The organism is Micromonospora sp. DT48, from assembly GCF_049844495.1.
Taxonomy (GTDB): Bacteria; Actinomycetota; Actinomycetes; order Mycobacteriales; family Micromonosporaceae; genus Micromonospora.
In genome coordinates, this window is the sequence record NZ_JBNCLE010000005.1 from 305,457 (window position 1) to 322,514 (window position 17,058).

18 protein-coding genes are annotated in these 17,058 nt (G+C 71.7%); 14 read left to right on the top strand and 4 right to left on the bottom strand.

Annotated elements, in window-relative coordinates; all coding sequences use genetic code 11:
- Positions 1 to 16: 16 nt before the first annotated feature.
- The 3 genes from ACLQ2S_RS04435 to ACLQ2S_RS04445 all read right to left on the bottom strand — a co-directional run bounded on the left by ACLQ2S_RS04435 (position 17) and on the right by ACLQ2S_RS04445 (position 1,551).
- Positions 17 to 598 (bottom strand): PadR family transcriptional regulator, encoded by a 582-nt coding sequence (locus ACLQ2S_RS04435; RefSeq protein WP_155215682.1) that lies wholly within the window; start codon positions 596 to 598, stop codon positions 17 to 19.
- Positions 599 to 667: 69 nt separating this feature from the next.
- On the bottom strand, positions 668 to 1,102 hold the full coding sequence (locus ACLQ2S_RS04440; protein WP_155215680.1) for a ferritin-like domain-containing protein: 435 nt from the start codon (positions 1,100 to 1,102) through the stop codon (positions 668 to 670).
- Positions 1,099 to 1,551, bottom strand: coding sequence for a hypothetical protein (locus tag ACLQ2S_RS04445; RefSeq protein WP_309222923.1), 453 nt, complete (start codon positions 1,549 to 1,551; stop codon positions 1,099 to 1,101). Before ACLQ2S_RS04445 ends, ACLQ2S_RS04440 begins: the two co-directional genes overlap by 4 nt.
- 218 nt (positions 1,552 to 1,769) lie before the next feature.
- Here ACLQ2S_RS04445 and rimP point away from each other — a divergent pair, with 218 nt between their 5' ends.
- The 10 genes from rimP to ACLQ2S_RS04495 all read left to right on the top strand — a co-directional run bounded on the left by rimP (position 1,770) and on the right by ACLQ2S_RS04495 (position 11,575).
- The gene (gene rimP / locus ACLQ2S_RS04450; RefSeq protein ID WP_155215677.1) at positions 1,770 to 2,414 is read left to right on the top strand and encodes a ribosome maturation factor RimP; all 645 of its coding nucleotides are present in this window, start codon (positions 1,770 to 1,772) and stop codon (positions 2,412 to 2,414) included.
- A complete protein-coding gene (nusA, locus tag ACLQ2S_RS04455; RefSeq protein ID WP_309222849.1) occupies positions 2,411 to 3,454 on the top strand; it encodes a transcription termination factor NusA in 1,044 nt (347 codons plus the stop codon). The genes rimP and nusA overlap by 4 nt, the downstream gene beginning before the upstream one ends.
- A 16-nt stretch (positions 3,455 to 3,470) precedes the next feature.
- The gene (locus tag ACLQ2S_RS04460) at positions 3,471 to 3,779 is read left to right on the top strand and encodes a YlxR family protein (protein WP_425701171.1); all 309 of its coding nucleotides are present in this window, start codon (positions 3,471 to 3,473) and stop codon (positions 3,777 to 3,779) included.
- A gap of 115 nt (positions 3,780 to 3,894) precedes the next feature.
- Positions 3,895 to 6,864 (top strand): translation initiation factor IF-2, encoded by a 2,970-nt coding sequence (gene infB, locus ACLQ2S_RS04465; RefSeq protein ID WP_425701172.1) that lies wholly within the window; start codon positions 3,895 to 3,897, stop codon positions 6,862 to 6,864.
- A 91-nt stretch (positions 6,865 to 6,955) separates the two neighbouring features.
- The gene (locus ACLQ2S_RS04470) at positions 6,956 to 7,249 is read left to right on the top strand and encodes a DUF503 domain-containing protein (RefSeq protein ID WP_155215673.1); all 294 of its coding nucleotides are present in this window, start codon (positions 6,956 to 6,958) and stop codon (positions 7,247 to 7,249) included.
- Positions 7,250 to 7,383: 134 nt separating this feature from the next.
- The gene (gene rbfA, locus ACLQ2S_RS04475; protein WP_155215671.1) at positions 7,384 to 7,866 is read left to right on the top strand and encodes a 30S ribosome-binding factor RbfA; all 483 of its coding nucleotides are present in this window, start codon (positions 7,384 to 7,386) and stop codon (positions 7,864 to 7,866) included.
- A 149-nt stretch (positions 7,867 to 8,015) separates the two neighbouring features.
- Positions 8,016 to 9,011, top strand: a complete 996-nt coding sequence (locus tag ACLQ2S_RS04480; protein ID WP_425701279.1) for a DHH family phosphoesterase — start codon at positions 8,016 to 8,018, stop codon at positions 9,009 to 9,011.
- A 63-nt stretch (positions 9,012 to 9,074) separates the two neighbouring features.
- The gene (locus tag ACLQ2S_RS04485) at positions 9,075 to 9,482 is read left to right on the top strand and encodes a hypothetical protein (RefSeq protein ID WP_155216089.1); all 408 of its coding nucleotides are present in this window, start codon (positions 9,075 to 9,077) and stop codon (positions 9,480 to 9,482) included.
- On the top strand, positions 9,482 to 9,691 hold the full coding sequence (locus ACLQ2S_RS04490; protein ID WP_196222489.1) for a DUF6186 family protein: 210 nt from the start codon (positions 9,482 to 9,484) through the stop codon (positions 9,689 to 9,691). Before ACLQ2S_RS04485 ends, ACLQ2S_RS04490 begins: the two co-directional genes overlap by 1 nt.
- Before the next feature lie 540 nt (positions 9,692 to 10,231).
- Complete coding sequence (locus ACLQ2S_RS04495; protein WP_155215667.1) at positions 10,232 to 11,575, top strand: MATE family efflux transporter; 1,344 nt, start codon at positions 10,232 to 10,234, stop codon at positions 11,573 to 11,575.
- On the opposite strand, the gene ACLQ2S_RS04500 is transcribed toward ACLQ2S_RS04495, so the two are convergent.
- Positions 11,576 to 11,896 (bottom strand): hypothetical protein, encoded by a 321-nt coding sequence (locus ACLQ2S_RS04500; protein ID WP_155215665.1) that lies wholly within the window; start codon positions 11,894 to 11,896, stop codon positions 11,576 to 11,578. It lies immediately after the preceding gene.
- 142 nt (positions 11,897 to 12,038) lie between these two features.
- Between ACLQ2S_RS04500 and truB the strand changes: the two genes are divergently transcribed.
- The 4 genes from truB (at position 12,039) to ACLQ2S_RS04520 (ending at position 16,955) form a co-directional block, all read left to right on the top strand.
- On the top strand, positions 12,039 to 12,923 hold the full coding sequence (gene truB, locus ACLQ2S_RS04505) for a tRNA pseudouridine(55) synthase TruB (RefSeq protein WP_309222847.1): 885 nt from the start codon (positions 12,039 to 12,041) through the stop codon (positions 12,921 to 12,923).
- A gap of 51 nt (positions 12,924 to 12,974) precedes the next feature.
- The gene (locus tag ACLQ2S_RS04510) at positions 12,975 to 13,904 is read left to right on the top strand and encodes a bifunctional riboflavin kinase/FAD synthetase (protein WP_155215662.1); all 930 of its coding nucleotides are present in this window, start codon (positions 12,975 to 12,977) and stop codon (positions 13,902 to 13,904) included.
- 192 nt (positions 13,905 to 14,096) lie between these two features.
- Positions 14,097 to 14,366 (top strand): 30S ribosomal protein S15, encoded by a 270-nt coding sequence (rpsO, locus tag ACLQ2S_RS04515; RefSeq protein ID WP_155215661.1) that lies wholly within the window; start codon positions 14,097 to 14,099, stop codon positions 14,364 to 14,366.
- A gap of 222 nt (positions 14,367 to 14,588) precedes the next feature.
- Positions 14,589 to 16,955, top strand: coding sequence for a polyribonucleotide nucleotidyltransferase (locus tag ACLQ2S_RS04520; RefSeq protein WP_155215660.1), 2,367 nt, complete (start codon positions 14,589 to 14,591; stop codon positions 16,953 to 16,955).
- The last annotated feature ends 103 nt before the right edge of the window (positions 16,956 to 17,058 follow it).

Here is a 17,058-nt window from a genome sequence, read left to right on the forward strand (position 1 = left end):
CGCCCGCCTCCGGTGGTCACCGTCGTGCCTCCTCACCGCTGTGGCCCACCGCCTCGGAGAGGGGCGCTGGGCCAGCGGCCGGGGGGCGGTGGCGTACCAGGCTGCTCTCGCAGTGGTCGAGCCAGCGCACCTCGGCCTCGGCATGGAACACCATGGCGTCCAGGGCCAGTCGCCACGGCAGGTCCTCCGGACGGTCGCTGGAGTACTTCAGCCGGGTCAGCTCCTGCAACGTACGCATGGTGCTGGTCCGCTGGGTCTGCACCACCGCGCGGACGTCCACGCCGGGGGTGGTCAACGCGAGCGCCAGCTTGATCGCCAACTCGTCCCGGGGACGGTCGGACCGGCTGATCGGGGTGGCGAACCAGAGCGCCAGGTCCGCCCGCCCGGCGTCGGTGATCTCGTACGGACGCTGTCCGGCCGCGCTCTCCGGCAGCGATCTCACCAGGCCGTCCCGTTCGAGGCGGGACAGCGTGGTGTAGACCTGCCCGATGTTCAGCGGCCAGGTAGAGCCCGTCGACTCCTCGAAGGCGGCCCTGAGCTGGTAGCCGTACATCTGCCCGCGTTCGAGCAGGGCGAGCAGGCCGTGGCGGATGGACATGGACCGGAGTATGCATACCTGGTATGTCGACCGCAACTGGACGGCGGCCCCGCCCGCGTCCTGCCCGGCTCAGGCGGGGCGACCCGGGAACGGCACCGTCAGCGGGGTGATGCCGGCGCTGCGCCGCCAGCGGGTCGCCCGTACCGCGTACTCCACCAGGGCGGCCAGGGCGCGATCCCGGTCGGCACCCGTGCTGACCGGCAGCGCCGCCCGCCAGAAGGCCGCGGTGCGTTCCTCCACCTGCACGGCGAGTCGCAGCGCGCTGGCCCGGTCGGTCACCGGGAACGGCAGCGCGTAGCCGGCCCGATCCGGCGGAATGCTGCCATTGTCACCGCTCAGCTGCACCACCAGGGCGTCCCGACGGGCGCGGTGGGCGGCCTCCGCAGCCACCGCCGCCTTGCGTTCGGCGTCGTCGAGTCGCACCCCGATGGGTCCGTAGGCCCAGATCGCGGCGTACTCGGCGGTGAGGACCTCGGCGAGCGCCTCGGACAGGTCACTGCTCATCGCAGCGCCTCCAGGTGGGTGGCGCGGGCGGCGGCGATCGAGCCGAGCAGCGCGACGCGTTCGGTGGGCGCTGCGGCGCAGGCCGCGATCGCCGCCTCCCGGCCGGCGCGCTCGGACTGGCGCAGGGCGGCGAGCGCGGTCGACCGGTCGGCCGACGGCGGATCGGTTGGGGCTGCCGTGGGGGTGGCCGAGGCGGTCGCCACACCGGTCAGCCGAGCCAGCTCCGCGGCGTGTGTCTCGTGTGACTCGGCCAGCGGAACCAGCCGGGTGGCCAGGTCGGGGTGGATCACGGCGGCGGCTCGCAGGCCCGCCGCCAGCCGCAGCGACTCGTCCAGCAGCGGAGCGAGCGGATCGGGCGGCGGCGGTTGTTCGTCGCGGTCGAACAGACCGCAACCGGTCAGCGGCGCGACGGCCCCGCCGGCCGCCAACAGTGCGCCGGCTCGCAGCACCGTGCGTCGGGGAAGCGAGGACGTTTCGTCCCGCCGAGTCGTTCTGCCCATCGCCACCGGACAAGTCAACACCATCGCCGTGACCTGTGTCCGGCGGTGGCGTCGGTGCGCCGCTCGGGCCGTCGTCCCGGCGGCGCGTTACGCTCTGCGCAGCCACCGGCGCGTCCGCACCGGTGGCGTGCCGGCATGGCGTCGGCGAGCAGCGGAAGGGTCTTCAGATGACGCAGCGTGGCCGTGCCACCAGGACGACGGGGCGACCCCGGGGTGGTCAGGCCGCGCGGGTGGGTCAGACCTCCCGTGGTGACCTCGCCGCCCGCCGCGAACGGCTGCGCTCGGTGATCACACCGGTGGTGCAGGACGCCGGCTACGACCTGGAGGACCTCGCGGTCTCCCGAGCCGGCCGCCGGCACGTGGTGCGCGTGATCGTCGACGCCGACGGCGGCATCAACCTGGACGCGGTGGCGGACGTGTCGCGGGCGATCTCGGCCGCACTCGACGCGGCGGAGGAGAGCGGCGGCGACATCCTCGCGGGGGAGTACCAGCTCGAGGTCAGCTCGCCGGGCGTGGACCGCCCGTTGACGCTGCCCCGGCACTGGCGGCGCAACGTGGGGCGACTGGTCCGGGTGACCGTACGCGGTGGCGCCGCCGGGCAGCCCGGGGGTGACCGACAGGTCATCGGCCGCGTGGTGGAGGCCGACGCCGAGCGGGTGGTGCTGGAGGTCGACGCGGACCGCGCGGAGTGGGCCTACGCCGATCTTGGACCGGGTCGGGTGCAGGTCGAGTTCACCCGCCTCGACGAACTGGCCGAATCAGAAGACGTCGACGACGATGACGATGACGATGTGGAGGACGAGGAGAGGTGAACATCGACCTCGCGGCGCTGCGCGCACTGGAGCGCGAGCGGGAGATCCCGTTCGACACGATCCTCGCGGCGATTGAGACCGCGCTGTTGACCGCCTACCGGCACACCGAGGGCGCGGAGCCGCACGCTCGGGTGGAGATCGACCGAAAGACCGGCGCGGCCCTTGTCTACGCCCAGGAGCTGAGCGCCGAGGGCACCGTGGAGCGGGAGTGGGACGACACCCCGCACGACTTCGGCCGGATCGCCGCCATGACCGCCAAGCAGGTGATCCTCCAGCGGTTGCGGGAGGCCACCGACGAGGTGCACTTCGGTGAGTACGTCGGCCGCGACGGTGACCTGGTCACCGGCGTGGTGCAGGCGCACGAGGCGCGGGCCGAGAAGGGCATCGTCACCGTCGACCTGGGCAAGCTGGAGGGGGTCCTGCCGCAGTCGGAGCAGGTGCCCGGCGAGCGGTACACCCATGGTGAGCGGATCCGGTGCGTGGTGGTGCACGTGGCCAAGGGCATGCGTGGGCCGCAGATCACATTGTCCCGGACTCACCCGAACCTGGTGAAGAAGCTCTTCGCCCTGGAGGTGCCGGAGATCGCCGACGGCACGGTCGAGATCGGCGCGATCGCCCGTGAGGCTGGTCACCGTACGAAGATCGCGGTGCGTTCCACCGCCGCCGGGGTCAACGCCAAGGGCGCCTGCATCGGCCCGATGGGCCAGCGGGTCCGCGCGGTGATGAGCGAGCTGCACGGCGAGAAGATCGACATTATCGACTGGTCGGACGATCCGGCGACCTTCGTCGGCAACGCCCTCTCCCCGGCCAAGGCACTGCGCGTCGAGGTGGTCGACCTGGCCAACCGGGCCGCGCGGGTGACCGTTCCGGACTTCCAGCTTTCGTTGGCAATCGGGCGAGAAGGGCAGAATGCCCGTCTTGCCGCCCGACTGACCGGTTGGCGAATCGACATTCGGTCCGATGCGGAACAAAACGAAACCGCCGGCCGTTCCGGGGCTGATCAAGTCCGGGAACCGGGCGGAGCGGTGTCGGGCAGCTAGGGGTAGACTTCCACCAGTGGCACGACGCGCGCTGCCGGAGCGCACCTGTGTGGGTTGTCGACGGCGCGCACCGGCCAGTGAATTGCTGCGGATAGTCGCGGTCGGTAACGAGGCTGGCTTCAGCCTCCGACCTGATCCGACCCGCACGCTGCCGGGTCGGGGAGCGAACATGCACCCGGATCCGGCCTGCTTCGCGCAGGCAGTGCGGCGTCGTGCCTTCGGGCGCGCGCTGCGGGTCGCCGGGGTTCCGGATGACGGGGCCCTCGCGGAGTACCTGACGCGTCAACCACCACGTCCGGTCACCCGATCGGACGAGGGCCGCTAGCAAGGTAGGACGACCGACATGAGCACACGATGAAGTCCCAGAAATGATCAGGCTTCAAGTGCACGAGTGAGGTCGCTGCGGGTGCTGCCCGCACGACCTCGGAGTGAGGAGTGCAGTGGCAGGTAAGGCCCGCGTACACGAGCTTGCAAAAGAGCTCGGGGTCGAAAGCAAGACCGTACTCGCCAAGCTCAAGGAGATGGGCGAGTTCGTCAAGTCCGCGTCGAGCACCGTCGAGGCGCCAGTCGCCCGACGGCTGCGCAGCGCCTTCGTCGCCTCGGGTGGCTCCGGTGCCCCGTCGGCAGCGCCGTCGGCACCATCGGCTCCGTCGGCGACGCCGACCCCGCCGCCGACCCCCGGCGAGCCTCGGGTCACCGCCAAGCCGACGCCGCCACGGCGTCCGGCGGTGCCCGGGCCGAAGCCGAAGGCCCCGGTGCCCGGTCCGCCGCCAGCGGCGACCCCGGTCGCCAAGCCGGCGAGTGCTCACGACATCGAGGTGGCCGCCGCGGAGGCGCGTGCGGCCGCGCTGAAGGCTGAGCAGGAGGCTGCGGTCAAGGCCGCGCAGGCCGCCCGCCAGCAGCAGCGGGAGAACGTCCGCCGGGAGCCCTCGGCCGACGGCGCAGCCCGCCCGGGTCCGCGACCCGGTCCCGGCACGATGCCGCCCCGTCCGGGTTCTCCGGCGGCGGGTCGTCCCGGTGGTCCCACCCCCGGGCCGGGCGGCCGGCAGGGTCGCCCGCCGGCGCGGGGCGCCGGTAACAACCCCTTCGGTATTCAGGGCAGCCAGCAGCAGCGGCCACCGGCCGCCGGTGCCGGTGGTGGTGCCCGTCCCAGCCCGGCGTCGATGCCGCCGCGGCCGAGCCCGGCGTCCATGCCGCCGCGGCCGAGCCCGGCCTCGATGCCGAGCCAGCGTCCGGGTCGTCCGGGCGGTCCGGGTGCCGGACGTGCCGGTGGCGGCGCTGGTCGTCCGGGCGGCGGTGGCGGTGGCTACCGTGGCGGTCCCGGTGGCGGCGGTGGCGGTGGCTACCGTGGCGGTCCCGGTGGCGGCGGCGGCGGTGGTTACCGTGGCGGTCCCGGTGGCGGTGGCGGCGGTGGATTCCGTCCGGGTGCGCCGGCCGGTGGCGGCGGTCGCCCAGGTGGCGGCGGCCGTGGCCGGGGCGGTGGCGCCGCGGGTGCCTTCGGGCGTCCGGGCGGCAAGCCCACCCGTGGCCGCAAGTCCAAGAAGCAGCGCAGACAGGAGTTCGACAACCTGTCGGCCCCGACCATGAGCTCGGGTGCTCCCCGGGGTCAGGGGCAGACGGTGCGTCTCTCCCGGGGCGCCTCGCTGTCGGACTTCGCCGACAAGATCAACGCCAACCCGGGTTCGCTGGTCCAGGAGATGTTCAACCTGGGCGAGATGGTCACCGCGACGCAGTCGTGCTCGGACGACACGCTGCTGCTGCTCGGTGAGCACCTGGGCTTCAACGTGCAGATCGTCAGCCCGGAGGACGAGGATCGCGAGCTGCTCGCGCAGTTCAACATCGACCTCGACGCCGAGGTGGCGGAGGACCGCCTGGTCAGCCGCGCCCCGGTGGTGACCGTCATGGGTCACGTCGACCACGGTAAGACCAAGCTGCTCGACGCGATCCGCAAGGCGAACGTCGTCGCGGGTGAGGCCGGAGGCATCACCCAGCACATCGGTGCCTACCAGGTCCACGTGCCGCACGAGGGCGAGGACCGCGCGGTGACCTTCATCGACACCCCGGGTCACGAGGCGTTCACCGCCATGCGTGCCCGTGGTGCCCAGGTGACGGACATCGTGATCCTGGTGGTCGCGGCCGACGACGGTGTCATGCCGCAGACCATCGAGGCGTTGAACCACGCCAAGGCGGCCGAGGTGCCGATCGTGGTCGCGGTCAACAAGGTCGACAAGCCCGAGGCGAACCCGGACAAGGTCCGCCAGCAGCTGACCGAGTACGGCCTGGTCGCCGAGGAGTACGGCGGCGACACCATGTTCGTCAACGTGGCCGCGAAGCCCGGTATCGGCATCGAGGACCTGCTCGAAGCGGTACTGCTCACCGCCGACGCGTCGCTGGAGCTGACCGCTCCGATCGACGGGCCGGCGCAGGGTGTGGCCATCGAGGCGCACCTGGACAAGGGCCGTGGTGCGGTGGCGACCGTGCTGGTGCAGAAGGGCACCCTGCGGGCGGGCGACTCGATCGTCGCCGGTGGGGCGCACGGCCGGGTCCGGGCGATGCTCGACGAGAACGGCAACCAGGTCACCGAGGCTGGTCCGGCACGTCCGGTCATGGTTCTCGGTCTGACCGCGGTGCCGGGGGCGGGCGACACCTTCCTCGCGGCGGCGGACGACCGCACGGTGCGGCAGATCGCCGAGCAGCGGCAGGCACGTCGACGGGCGGCGGCGTTCGCCAACTCCCGTGGTCGGGCCACCCTCGAGACGCTCATGGAGCAGCTCAAGGAGGGCGAGAAGACGTCGCTCAACCTCATCCTCAAGGGCGATGTCTCCGGTTCGGTGGAGGCCCTGGAGGACGCGCTGTTCAACCTCGACATCCCCGAGGAGGTCCAGCTCAAGGTCCTCGACCGGGGTGTCGGCGCGATCACCGAGAGCAACGTCATGCTGGCGAGCGCGTCGTCCGAGCCGGTCACGATCATCGGCTTCAACGTGCGGGCCTCCAACAAGGTCCGCGAGATGGCCGACCGCGAGGGCGTGGAGATTCGGTACTACACCGTCATCTACCAGGCCATCGAGGAGATCGAGGCGGCGCTCAAGGGCCTGCTCAAGCCGGAGTACGAGGAGGTCGAGCTCGGCACCGCGGAGATCCGCGACGTGTTCCGCTCGTCCAAGATCGGCAACATCTCCGGTTGCATCGTCCGGTCGGGCGTCATCCGACGGAACGCGAAGGCGCGCCTGCTGCGCGACGGCGCGGTCGTGGCGGACAACCTCACGATCAGCTCGCTGAAGCGGTTCAAGGACGACGCGACGGAGGTCCGGGAGGGCTTCGAGTGCGGTCTGACCCTGGGTGGTTACAACAACGTCCAGGTCGGCGACGTGATCGAGACCTTCGAGATGCGGGAGAAGGCTCGCGCCTGATCCTGCGGTAACGCACTGATCAAGGGGTTTACGCCGGTCGGCGTAAACCCCTTGATCATGTGGGGTGGGATGCGGGTAGTGTCCGCAGACGATGTACACCGCAACCGCAGTATTCGACCTGCTGCTTCCGGGGGACTCCCGGTCGCTGAAGGCCAAGAGATCGTACGTGCGCCCGATCGTCGCGGCACTTCGCCGATTCGAGGTGTCGGTCGCCGAGGTGGGGGCGCTGGACCTGCACGGGCGAGCGGAGATCGGGGTGGCCGTGGTGGCCGCCGAGGCGGCACACGCCCGCGAGGTGCTCGACTCGTGTGAGCGGCTCGTCGCGGGTCGTCCGGAGATCGACCTGCTGTCGGTGCGTCGCAGGCTGTACGGCGACGACGACTGAGCTGGTTGGCAGCCGCCCCGCACGCCCGAGCGGACGGCGCGGGTAGGGTTCGGGTATTGGGGTCGGTCGGGGCTCCGGTGACGCTGGCGTCACCGGTTCCGGTCGGTAGCGGCGACGCCGTGGAGGTGGCGGAGATGACGGATGCGGCCAAGGTACGCCGGCACGCGGAGCGGGTGCGCGAACTGGTCGCGTCGGTGGTGCGGAGTCAGATCAAGGACCCTCGACTCGGCATGATCACCATTACCGACGCCCGGATCACGGCCGACCTGCGTGACGCCACGGTCTTCTACACCGTGCTCGGTGACGCGGCGGCCCAGGCGGCCACCGCAGCCGCACTGGACAGCGCCAAGGGGATGCTGCGCAGCACGGTCGGCAAGGCTCTCGGGCTGCGGCACTCGCCGACGTTGACCTTCGTGCTGGACGACGTCCAGGACCAGGTCAAGCACATCGACGATCTGCTCGCCGCAGCCCGCAACGCCGACGCTGAGGTGCAGCGCCTGGCCGCCCGCGCCGAGTACGCCGGGGAGGCACAGCCGTACCGCCTCGACGAGGACGAAGACGACGAGGCCGACGAGGACGAGACCGCCGACGACTCCCGTGGCGGGGAACGGCGGTGACCGCTCCCTCCAGTGGGGCCCGTGCCGGCTCCGAGGCTGCCGTGCTGCGGCAGCCCGGCTCCGATCGGTCTGCTCCGGCGGCCTCCGCCGCCCCGGCCGACGGCGCGTCGGCCTCCGCCGGCCCCACCGAGGCCGACTGGTCTGCCGCAGTGGCAGCGGTACGCGGGCTGCCCGCCGACGGTCGGGTGCTGCTGATCTGCCACGTCAACCCGGACGGGGACGCGCTGGGCAGCATGCTCGGCTTCGCGCTCGGGCTGCGGCGGCTCGGTGTGGGCCGTTTGCAGGCCACCTTCCCCGGCCCGCCGGAGGTGCCCGAGCCGCTGCGCGGCCTGCCCGGTCTGGAGTTGCTGGTGCCGGAGACGGAGGCCGACCCCGAGCCGGATCTGGTCATCTGCTTCGACGCGGCGAGTGAGTCGCGGCTCGGCGCGCTGGCTGGCCGGTTGGCGGGGAAGGGCATCGCGTTGGTGCTCGACCATCACGCCTCGAACAGCGGCTTCGGTGACGTGAACCTGGTCGACCCGGCTGCTGCGGCGACCGCCGTGGTCGCCGAGCAGCTGTTGGACCGGCTCGGTGTACCGTTGGACGCGGGCATCGCCGAGTGCCTGTACGTGGCGTTGAGCACCGACACCGGCTCGTTCCGGTTCGACGCGACCACCCCGGCGGTGCACGAGATGGCGGCCCGGCTGCTGGCCACCGGGATCCGGCCGGGGGACATCTCGCGGCGGGTGTTCGACAGCCGGCCGTTCGGCGCGGTGCGGCTCTTCGGCGAGGTGCTCGGGCGGGCTCGGCTGGAGCCCGAGGAGGCCGGTGGGCAGGGCCTCGTCTGGACGTACGCGACCCTGGACGACCTGGCCCGCCACGAGCAGCGGCCGTACGTCCTGGAAGCGCTCATCGATCCGGTGCGCTGTACCGCCGAGGCCGACGTGAGCTGTGTGATCAAGCAGACCGCGCCGGACGTGTGGGCGGTGTCCCTGCGCAGCAAGGGCGCGACGGACGTGAGTCGGGTGGCGGTCGCGCTGGGCGGCGGTGGCCATCGACTGGCCGCCGGTTTCACCGGCCGTGGCACGGTTGACGAGGTGGTCGAGCGGATCCGGGCGCAGTTGCGGGTGGGCAGCCGGGACGGTGGCGCCGACCAGCAGGGGTGATTTCAGGGTCAACTCCGGGGCGTCGCCGCTTCGGCACCTGGACAGGATGGGGAGAATCGGATGATGGAGCAGCCCCACGATCTCACCGTTGACGCCCCTCGCACGTGGGAGCGACCGGTTGTCTGCGTACCGGTGCTGGTCGCCCTCTCACTGGTCGGTGGTCGGTTCCCGTCCTTCTCGACCGAGGCCAACGTCTACGTGTTCGGTGCCGGCGGGGTGCTGATCTGGCTCGGTCTGACCAAGCGGGTGCAGGCTCGCCCGGCACCCGAGCAGTTGAGATCCGGCGCGATCTGGTGGGCGCTGCCGGTGGTGGTCTTCGGGATCTTCGAGGGCGCCACCTTCTTCGCGGCGGCCGGTGACGACTTCCCCACCTTCTCCCGGCTGGCCGATCCGCTGCTGGAGGACCGCCTGGTCCGCTCGGCGGCCTGGCTGGTGTGGCTGTCGGCGTTCTGGGGACTGGTGCGGCGATGATGCGGGCTCTGGCGATCGGCGGGTTCCTGGTCGGGCTGGCGCTGTTCGGGCTGGTCGAGTGGCTGGCCCGGCGGGAGGGCTCGAAGATTCCGACGCTCGGTGAGATCTGCGCCTACATCATGCGGTACGAGGTGGGTCCGGTGCCGGTGGGCAGGATCGGTCTGTTCGGTTTCTGGTGGTGGATCGGCTGGCATTTCCTGGCGAGGTGACGGCGAGCCGACTTGTCCAGATCGCGGGAACAGCGCGCACCATGTGGACCTGAACGATAACTTGGGAAACGGTCGGCGCCGCTTCGGCGCAGGTCAGGGGCGGAGCCATACCCGGTGCCGCCTCGTTCCAGGGTCGACCGACCCGGGCCACCAGGCCGCCCTCTCGCCGCTCCGGCGACCCCGGAGTCGGCTCGCGGGGCGACAGTCCTCGCACCGCCCACGACGCGCCGCCGCGCCCGGTGACGCGTGCCCTGGAAGGACCCATCATGGCCGCCAAGCCCAACAAGCCCGACACCACCGACGAGGCCCGTGAGCAGGCTCGCCGCGCCCTTCAGACCTCCATGGACACCCGTCAGTGACCGTTCTCGACCGGTGGTGACGTTCCGTCGTCGACGCGTACCGCGTCACCTTCGGTCCGGCCGTCCGCCCATGTCGCCGGGCGGGCCCGGTCCAGCCCGCACGGTAGCCGGGGAGCGCTCGCCCGAGTAAGTGGCGGGCAAGATTGCGACCCTTACTTCTCCCGTGCCACGATCTGCGGTGATGAGTCAGTCCACCCTCGCCACCGACCGGGTCGCGTCGCCGCGGCGGATCGCCGCGCTCGCCCTGCCGGCCCTCGTGGTACTCGCCGCCGAACCCCTCTACGTGCTCGTCGACACCGCGGTCGTCGGCCATCTGGGCCGGGTGCCGCTGGCAGCGGTGGCGGTCGGCGGGACCGTTATGACCCTCACCGCCTGGCTGGGCACCGTGGTCGCGTACGGCACGACCGGCCGCGCCGCCCGCCGGTTCGGTGCCGGCGACCGCGCCGCCGCAGTGGCCGAGGGCGTCCAGGCGTCCTGGACGGCCCTTGGCGTGGGACTGGCGGTCGTCATCGGCATGCAGTTCGGTGGCGGCGCCCTGGCGGGTGCCCTGGCCGGCGGTGGCGAGGTCGGCGTCGCCGCTGCCGATTGGCTGCGGGTCGCCGCCTTCGGTGCCCCCGGGCTACTGCTCGCCGCCGCCGGGAACGGCTGGCTACGGGGTGTGCAGGACACCCGCCGACCGCTGCTCTTCGTCGTCGGCCCCAACCTGCTCTCCGCGGTGCTCTGTCCGGTGCTGGTCTACCCGGTCGGCATGGGGCTGATCGGCTCGGCGGTGGCGAACGTGATCGCGCAGACCCTCTCCGGTGCCCTCTTCGCCGCCGCCCTGGTGGCCGAGCGGGTCGCGCTGCGCCCGCGTCCCCGGGTCATCGGGCAGCAACTGGTGCTCAGCCGGGACCTGTTGATCCGGGGGGTGGCCTTCCAGGCGAGCTTCCTGTCCGCCACGGCGGTCGCCGCCCGGTTCGGTGCCGCCACGGTCGGTGCCCACCAGATCGCGGTGCAGCTCTGGTTCTTCGCGGCACTGGTGCTCGACGCGCTGGCCATCGCCGCGCAGGCGCTGGTCGGGGCGGCGCTCGGTGGCAATGACGAGGCGTCCGCCCGGGCGTTGGCCCGCCGGATCGGCCGCCTCGGCGCGCTCTGCGGCACGGCCTTCGCCGTGCTCGCGGCGGCCGGTGCGGGCGTGGTGCCCACCTGGTTCAGTTCGGATCCGGCAGTGCACCAGCAGGCGTTGGTGGCCTGGCCGTGGTTCGCCGCGATGCTGCCGCTGGCCGGGGTGGTGTTCGCCCTCGACGGCGTGCTGATCGGCGCCGGTGACGTGCGCTATCTGCGGAACCTCACGGTGGCCGGCGCGTTCGGCGGCTTCCTACCGGCGATCTGGCTGGCGTACGCCTTCGACCTGGGCCTCGGTGGTGTCTGGGCGGGGCTGATGCTGTTCACCGTGATCCGCCTGGTCGGGCTCCTGCTCCGGCTGCGCAGCGGTGCCTGGGCAGTGACCGGCGCGGTCCGTGGCCAGGAACGCGCCGTGGCCTGATCAGGCCTGGCCGTAGAGGGCGTGAAGGAGCAGGACCAGGGCCAGGCTCGCCACGAAGGAGACCAGCATGGCGACGACCTTGACCGTGTTCGGATAGCGCTCGCGTAGGCGCTGCCGTCGCTGCCAGGCCCACCAGCGGCGCCGGAGCGCCGCGGCACCGGGCAGGGCGACCAGATTCTCGGTGATCCGGACGCCGAGCGTGCGGCGTGCCGGTGGTGGGTCCAGCATCCAGCTCGGCAGCACGGTGGGTCGGTCGGGTGGCCGCAGGCGGGCGGGATCGTCGGGCGGGTGCGTTCGATCGTGCTCGCGGTCCGTGGTCATCTCGTGCTCCCCGTGGTCATGACGGCGGGTTCTACCGTCGCCGATGTCGTCATCGTGTCAAGGACGGCCGGTTGCTGGATATCCGATTTCGGCGCCTGTCCGGTGCTCAGGCCCTCCGGTGGGTCTGGCAGGCTTGCACGTCGTGAGCACAGACGGCCTGATCGTGGTGGACAAGCCCGGCGGAATGACCTCGCACGACGTGGTGGCCAGGATCCGCAGGCTGGCCCGGACCAGGCGTGTCGGGCACGGCGGCACGCTCGACCCGATGGCCACCGGTGTCCTGGTCGTCGGGGTGGGCCGGGCCACCCGGTTGCTGACGTACGTGATCGGCGCGGACAAGAGCTACACCGCGACCATCCGGCTCGGTCAGGCCACCGTCACCGACGACGCGGAAGGTGACGTGATCGCCACCACGCCCGCCGGTGCGGTAACCGACGAGGCGATCCACAGCGCCCTGGCCGAGTTGACCGGGGAGATCGATCAGGTGCCGAGCGCGGTGAGCGCTATCAAGATCAATGGACAGCGGGCGTACAAGCGGGTCCGTGAGGGGGAGAGCGTCGATCTGCCGGCCCGACGGGTCACCGTCTCCCGGCTCGACGTGCTGGCCATCCGGCGGGACCATCCCGACGTGGTCGACGTCGACGTCGACGTGGCCTGCTCGACCGGGACGTACATCCGGGCGATCGCCCGTGACGCGGGCCTGGCGCTGCGGGTCGGCGGCCACCTGACCGCACTGCGGCGAACCGCCGTGGGCGGGTTCGGTCTGGCCGAGGCGGTCACCCTCGACGAGTTGGAGCGGCGCGCGCCGGACGTGGTGGGCCTGCCACTGGCGGATGCGGCCGCACGGTTCTTCCCCCGTCGGGACGCCACCGCCGAGGAGGCCAAGGTGCTCTCCCACGGCGGTCCGCTCGACCCGGTCGGCCACACCGGCCCGTACGCGGTCTTCGATCCGGCCGGCGGGCTGATCGCTATCGTCAGCGAGCGGGCCGGTCGGGCCCGCGCGGAGATCGTGCTCGCCCCGGCCTGACACCGGTGCCGGACGGCCGACGGTCCGAGCGAACGACAGCGAAGGAGCAGCATGCAGCGGTGGCGGGGGTACGACGCGGCGCCCAGTGGCTGGGGACGGTCGGTCGTCACCATCGGCGTCTTCGACGGCGTGCACAAGGGGCACCAGGCGACGATCGGGCACGCGGTGGCCCGAGCCCGGAAACTCGGCGTGCAGTCGGTGGTGGTCACCTTCGACCCGCACCCGGCCGAGGTGGTGCGGCCCGGTTCCCACCCGGCGGTGCTGACCGAGCCCGCTCGCAAGGCGGAACTGATCGAGGCCCTCGGGGTGGACGTGCTCTGTGTGATGCCGTTCACGCCCGAGCTGTCCCGGTTGCCGGCCGAGGCGTTCGTGCACGACGTGCTGGTCGAGCACCTGCACGCCGCGCTCGTGGTGGTGGGCGAGAACTTCCGGTTCGGCCACCGGGCCGCCGGTGACGTGGCGCTGCTGGAGCGGCTCGGCCGGACGTTCGGCTTCGCGGTCGAAGGGGCTCCGCTGGTGGCCGAGTCCGGCACCGTCTTCTCTTCGACGTACATCCGCTCCTGCGTTGACGCGGGCGACGTGACCGCAGCGGCCAACGCGCTGGGCCGCCCGCACCGGCTGGAGGGTGTGGTCGTCCGGGGCGACCAGCGGGGGCGTGAACTGGGCTTCCCGACCGCCAACCTGCTCTGCCACCGGTACGCGGCGGTCCCGGCCGACGGCGTCTACGCCGCCCGGATGATCCGCCGGGGGCAGCGGGAGCCGCTCGCCGCCGCCGTGTCGATCGGCACCAACCCGACCTTCTCCGGCCGGGAGCGGCGGGTCGAGGCGTACGCGTTGGACTTCGACGGCGACCTCTACGGCGAGCGGCTGGCGCTGGACTTCGTGGCGCATCTGCGCGGTCAGGCCCGCTTCGACTCGATCGAACCGCTGATCGCCCAGATCGCCCAGGACGTCGAGCGGACCCGCAAGGTGCTGGGCTGAGCGTCGTCGACCCGTCCACGGCCCTTGACCGGCCGCTTCGGGTGGATGCTGGTAGGCTGATCGAGACGTCGGCTGACCGACGTGGGGCCTCGCCTGCCTGCTCGACGCCGTGGGTGCGAGGACCATCCGTCACCGGTGCCGTTAGCCCGGTCCGACGGACAGCATCGAGACACCCACCAGAACAGGGAGAACATGGCGCTCGACCAGCAGACCAAGGCCAAGATCCGCGAGGAGTACGCGACCGCTGAGGGTGACACCGGGTCGCCCGAGGTGCAGGTCGCGGTCCTCACCAAGCGGATCGCTGATCTCACCGAGCACCTGAAGGTGCACAAGCACGACCACCACAGCCGTCGTGGGCTGCTGTTGCTGGTCGGCCGTCGCCGTCGGTTGCTCAACTACGTCCAGAAGAAGGACATCAACCGCTACCGGTCGCTCATCGAGCGGCTCGGCCTGCGCCGGTGACGTGACGGGGGAGTGACCCACCAGGTCACTCCCCCGTCGGCGTCCCCATCCGAGAAACGGGCCGCGACCACCCAGACGGGGAGTGTCGGCGTACCGGTCTCCGGTAGTGGCCTCCGGGCACCCTGGCAACCCGCCGGCGGTCCCGGACGCTTCGATCGAAGACCGGCCGTCCGCACAGCTCCCGCGTCGTGGCTCCCCGATGCGAAGGAGCATTGACACAGCATGACCGAGACCAAACTCGGCACCGAAACCCGCACCGCCGTGATCGACAACGGGTCGTTCGGCACCCGTGAGATCACCTTCTCCACCGGCCGGCTGGCCCGACAGGCCGCCGGCAGCGTCACGGCCCAGCTCGGCGAGACGGTCGTCCTCTCCGCCACCACCGCCGGCAAGCAGCCGAAGGAGCAGTTCGACTTCTTCCCGCTGACCGTCGACGTGGAGGAGCGGATGTACGCCGCGGGCCGCATCCCCGGCTCGTTCTTCCGTCGCGAGGGTCGGCCCAGCGAGGACGCCATCCTCACCTGCCGCCTGATCGACCGGCCGCTGCGCCCGTCGTTCGTCAAGGGCCTGCGCAACGAGGTCCAGGTCGTCGAGACGATCCTCGCGCTCGACCCGCAGCACCCGTACGACGTCGTCGCCATCAACGCCGCGTCGATGTCGACCAAGCTTTCCGGCCTGCCGTTCTCCGGCCCGATCGGGGCGACCCGGATGGCCCACGTGGACGGCCAGTGGATCGCCTTCCCGACCCACGAGGAGCTGGCTCGGGCGACCTTCGACATGGTGGTCGCCGGCCGCGCCCTGCCCGACGGCGACGTCGCGATCATGATGGTCGAGGCGGAGGCCACCGAGCACACCGTGAAGCTGGTCGCCGGTGGCGCGCCCGCCCCGACCGAGGAGGTCGTGGCCAGCGGCCTGGAGGCCGCCAAGCCCGCCATCCGCGAGCTGTGCCGGGCGCAGAGCGAGCTGGCCGAGGTCGCCGCCAAGCCGGTCGCCGAGTTCCCGGTCTTCCTGGACTACGCCGACGACGCGTACGACGCGGTCGCCGACCTGGCCCGTGCCGACGTGGCCGAGGCCCTCCAGATCGCCGGCAAGGCGGACCGCGAGGAGGCCCTGGACGCCATCAAGCAGCGGGTGCACGAGGAACTCGGCGCCCGTTTCGAGGGCCGGGAGAAGGAACTCTCCGCCGCGTTCCGCTCGCTGACCAAGTCCGAGGTGCGCAGCCGGGTGCTGCGTGAGCAGGTCCGCATCGATGGTCGGGGTCCGCGCGACATCCGTCCGCTGACCGCCGAGGTGGGCGTGCTGCCCCGGGTGCACGGCTCGGCGTTGTTCGAGCGCGGCGAGACCCAGATCCTCGGCGTCACCACGCTCAACATGCTGCGCATGGAGCAGGCGTTGGACACCCTCTCCCCGGAGAAGTCCAAGCGCTACATGCACAACTACAACTTCCCGCCGTACTCCACCGGTGAGACCGGTCGGGTTGGCTCGCCGAAGCGCCGCGAGATCGGGCACGGTGCGCTCGCGGAGCGGGCGCTGATCCCGGTGCTGCCCTCGCGGGAGGAGTTCCCGTACGCCATCCGGCAGGTCTCCGAGGCACTGGGCTCCAACGGCTCCACCTCGATGGGTTCGGTCTGCGCCTCGACGCTGGGCCTGCTCAGCGCCGGTGTGCCGCTGAAGGCGCCGGTCGCCGGCATCGCCATGGGCCTCATCTCCGACGAGGTCGACGGCAAGACCCAGTACGTGACGCTGACCGACATCCTCGGTGCCGAGGACGCCTTCGGTGACATGGACTTCAAGGTCGCCGGCACCCGGGACTTCGTCACCGCGCTCCAGCTGGACACCAAGCTCGACGGCATCCCGTCCGACGTGCTGGCCGCCGCGCTCCAGCAGGCGCACGAGGCCCGGCAGACCATCCTGGACGTGATGCAGCGGGCGATCGAGGCTCCGGCCGAGATGTCCGACTACGCGCCCCGGGTCACCACGGTCAAGATCCCCGTCGACAAGATCGGCATGGTGATCGGCCCGAAGGGTCAGACCATCAACGCGATCCAGGACGAGACCGGCGCCGAGATCTCCATCGAGGACGACGGCACGATCTACGTCGGTGCGACGAACGGTCCGTCGGCGCAGGCGGCGGTCGAGCGGATCAACGCGATCGCCAACCCGACCCTGCCCAAGGTCGGCGACCGGTTCCTCGGCACGGTGGTGAAGACCGCACCGTTCGGTGCGTTCGTCTCGCTGCTGCCGGGCCGCGACGGCCTGCTGCACATCTCCAAGGTGGGCGACGGCAAGCGGGTCGAGAAGGTCGAGGACTTCCTCAACGTCGGTGACCGGGTCGAGGTCGAGATCGCCGACATCGACCAGCGCGGCAAGATCTACCTGGACAAGGTTCGCCCGGAGGGTGCCGAGGCACCGGCCGCCGCAGCCGGCGAGGAGCGGCCCGCCGGCCGTGACCGTGGTGGCGACCGGGGGCCGCGTGACCGGGGCGACCGTGAGCGCGGTGGCGACCGGGGTGGCCGGGGACCGGAGCGCGGTGACGGTGGCGAGGGTGGCGGCGAGTCCCGCCCTCGGCGTCGCACCCGGCACAGCTGATCCCCGCGCAGCCGAACTGATCCACTGACCGGCCGGGCGACATCGTCGCCCGGCCGGTTCGTAACCGAGCACTCCTTGACGCCGTACTGGAAGCAGGTGGCCG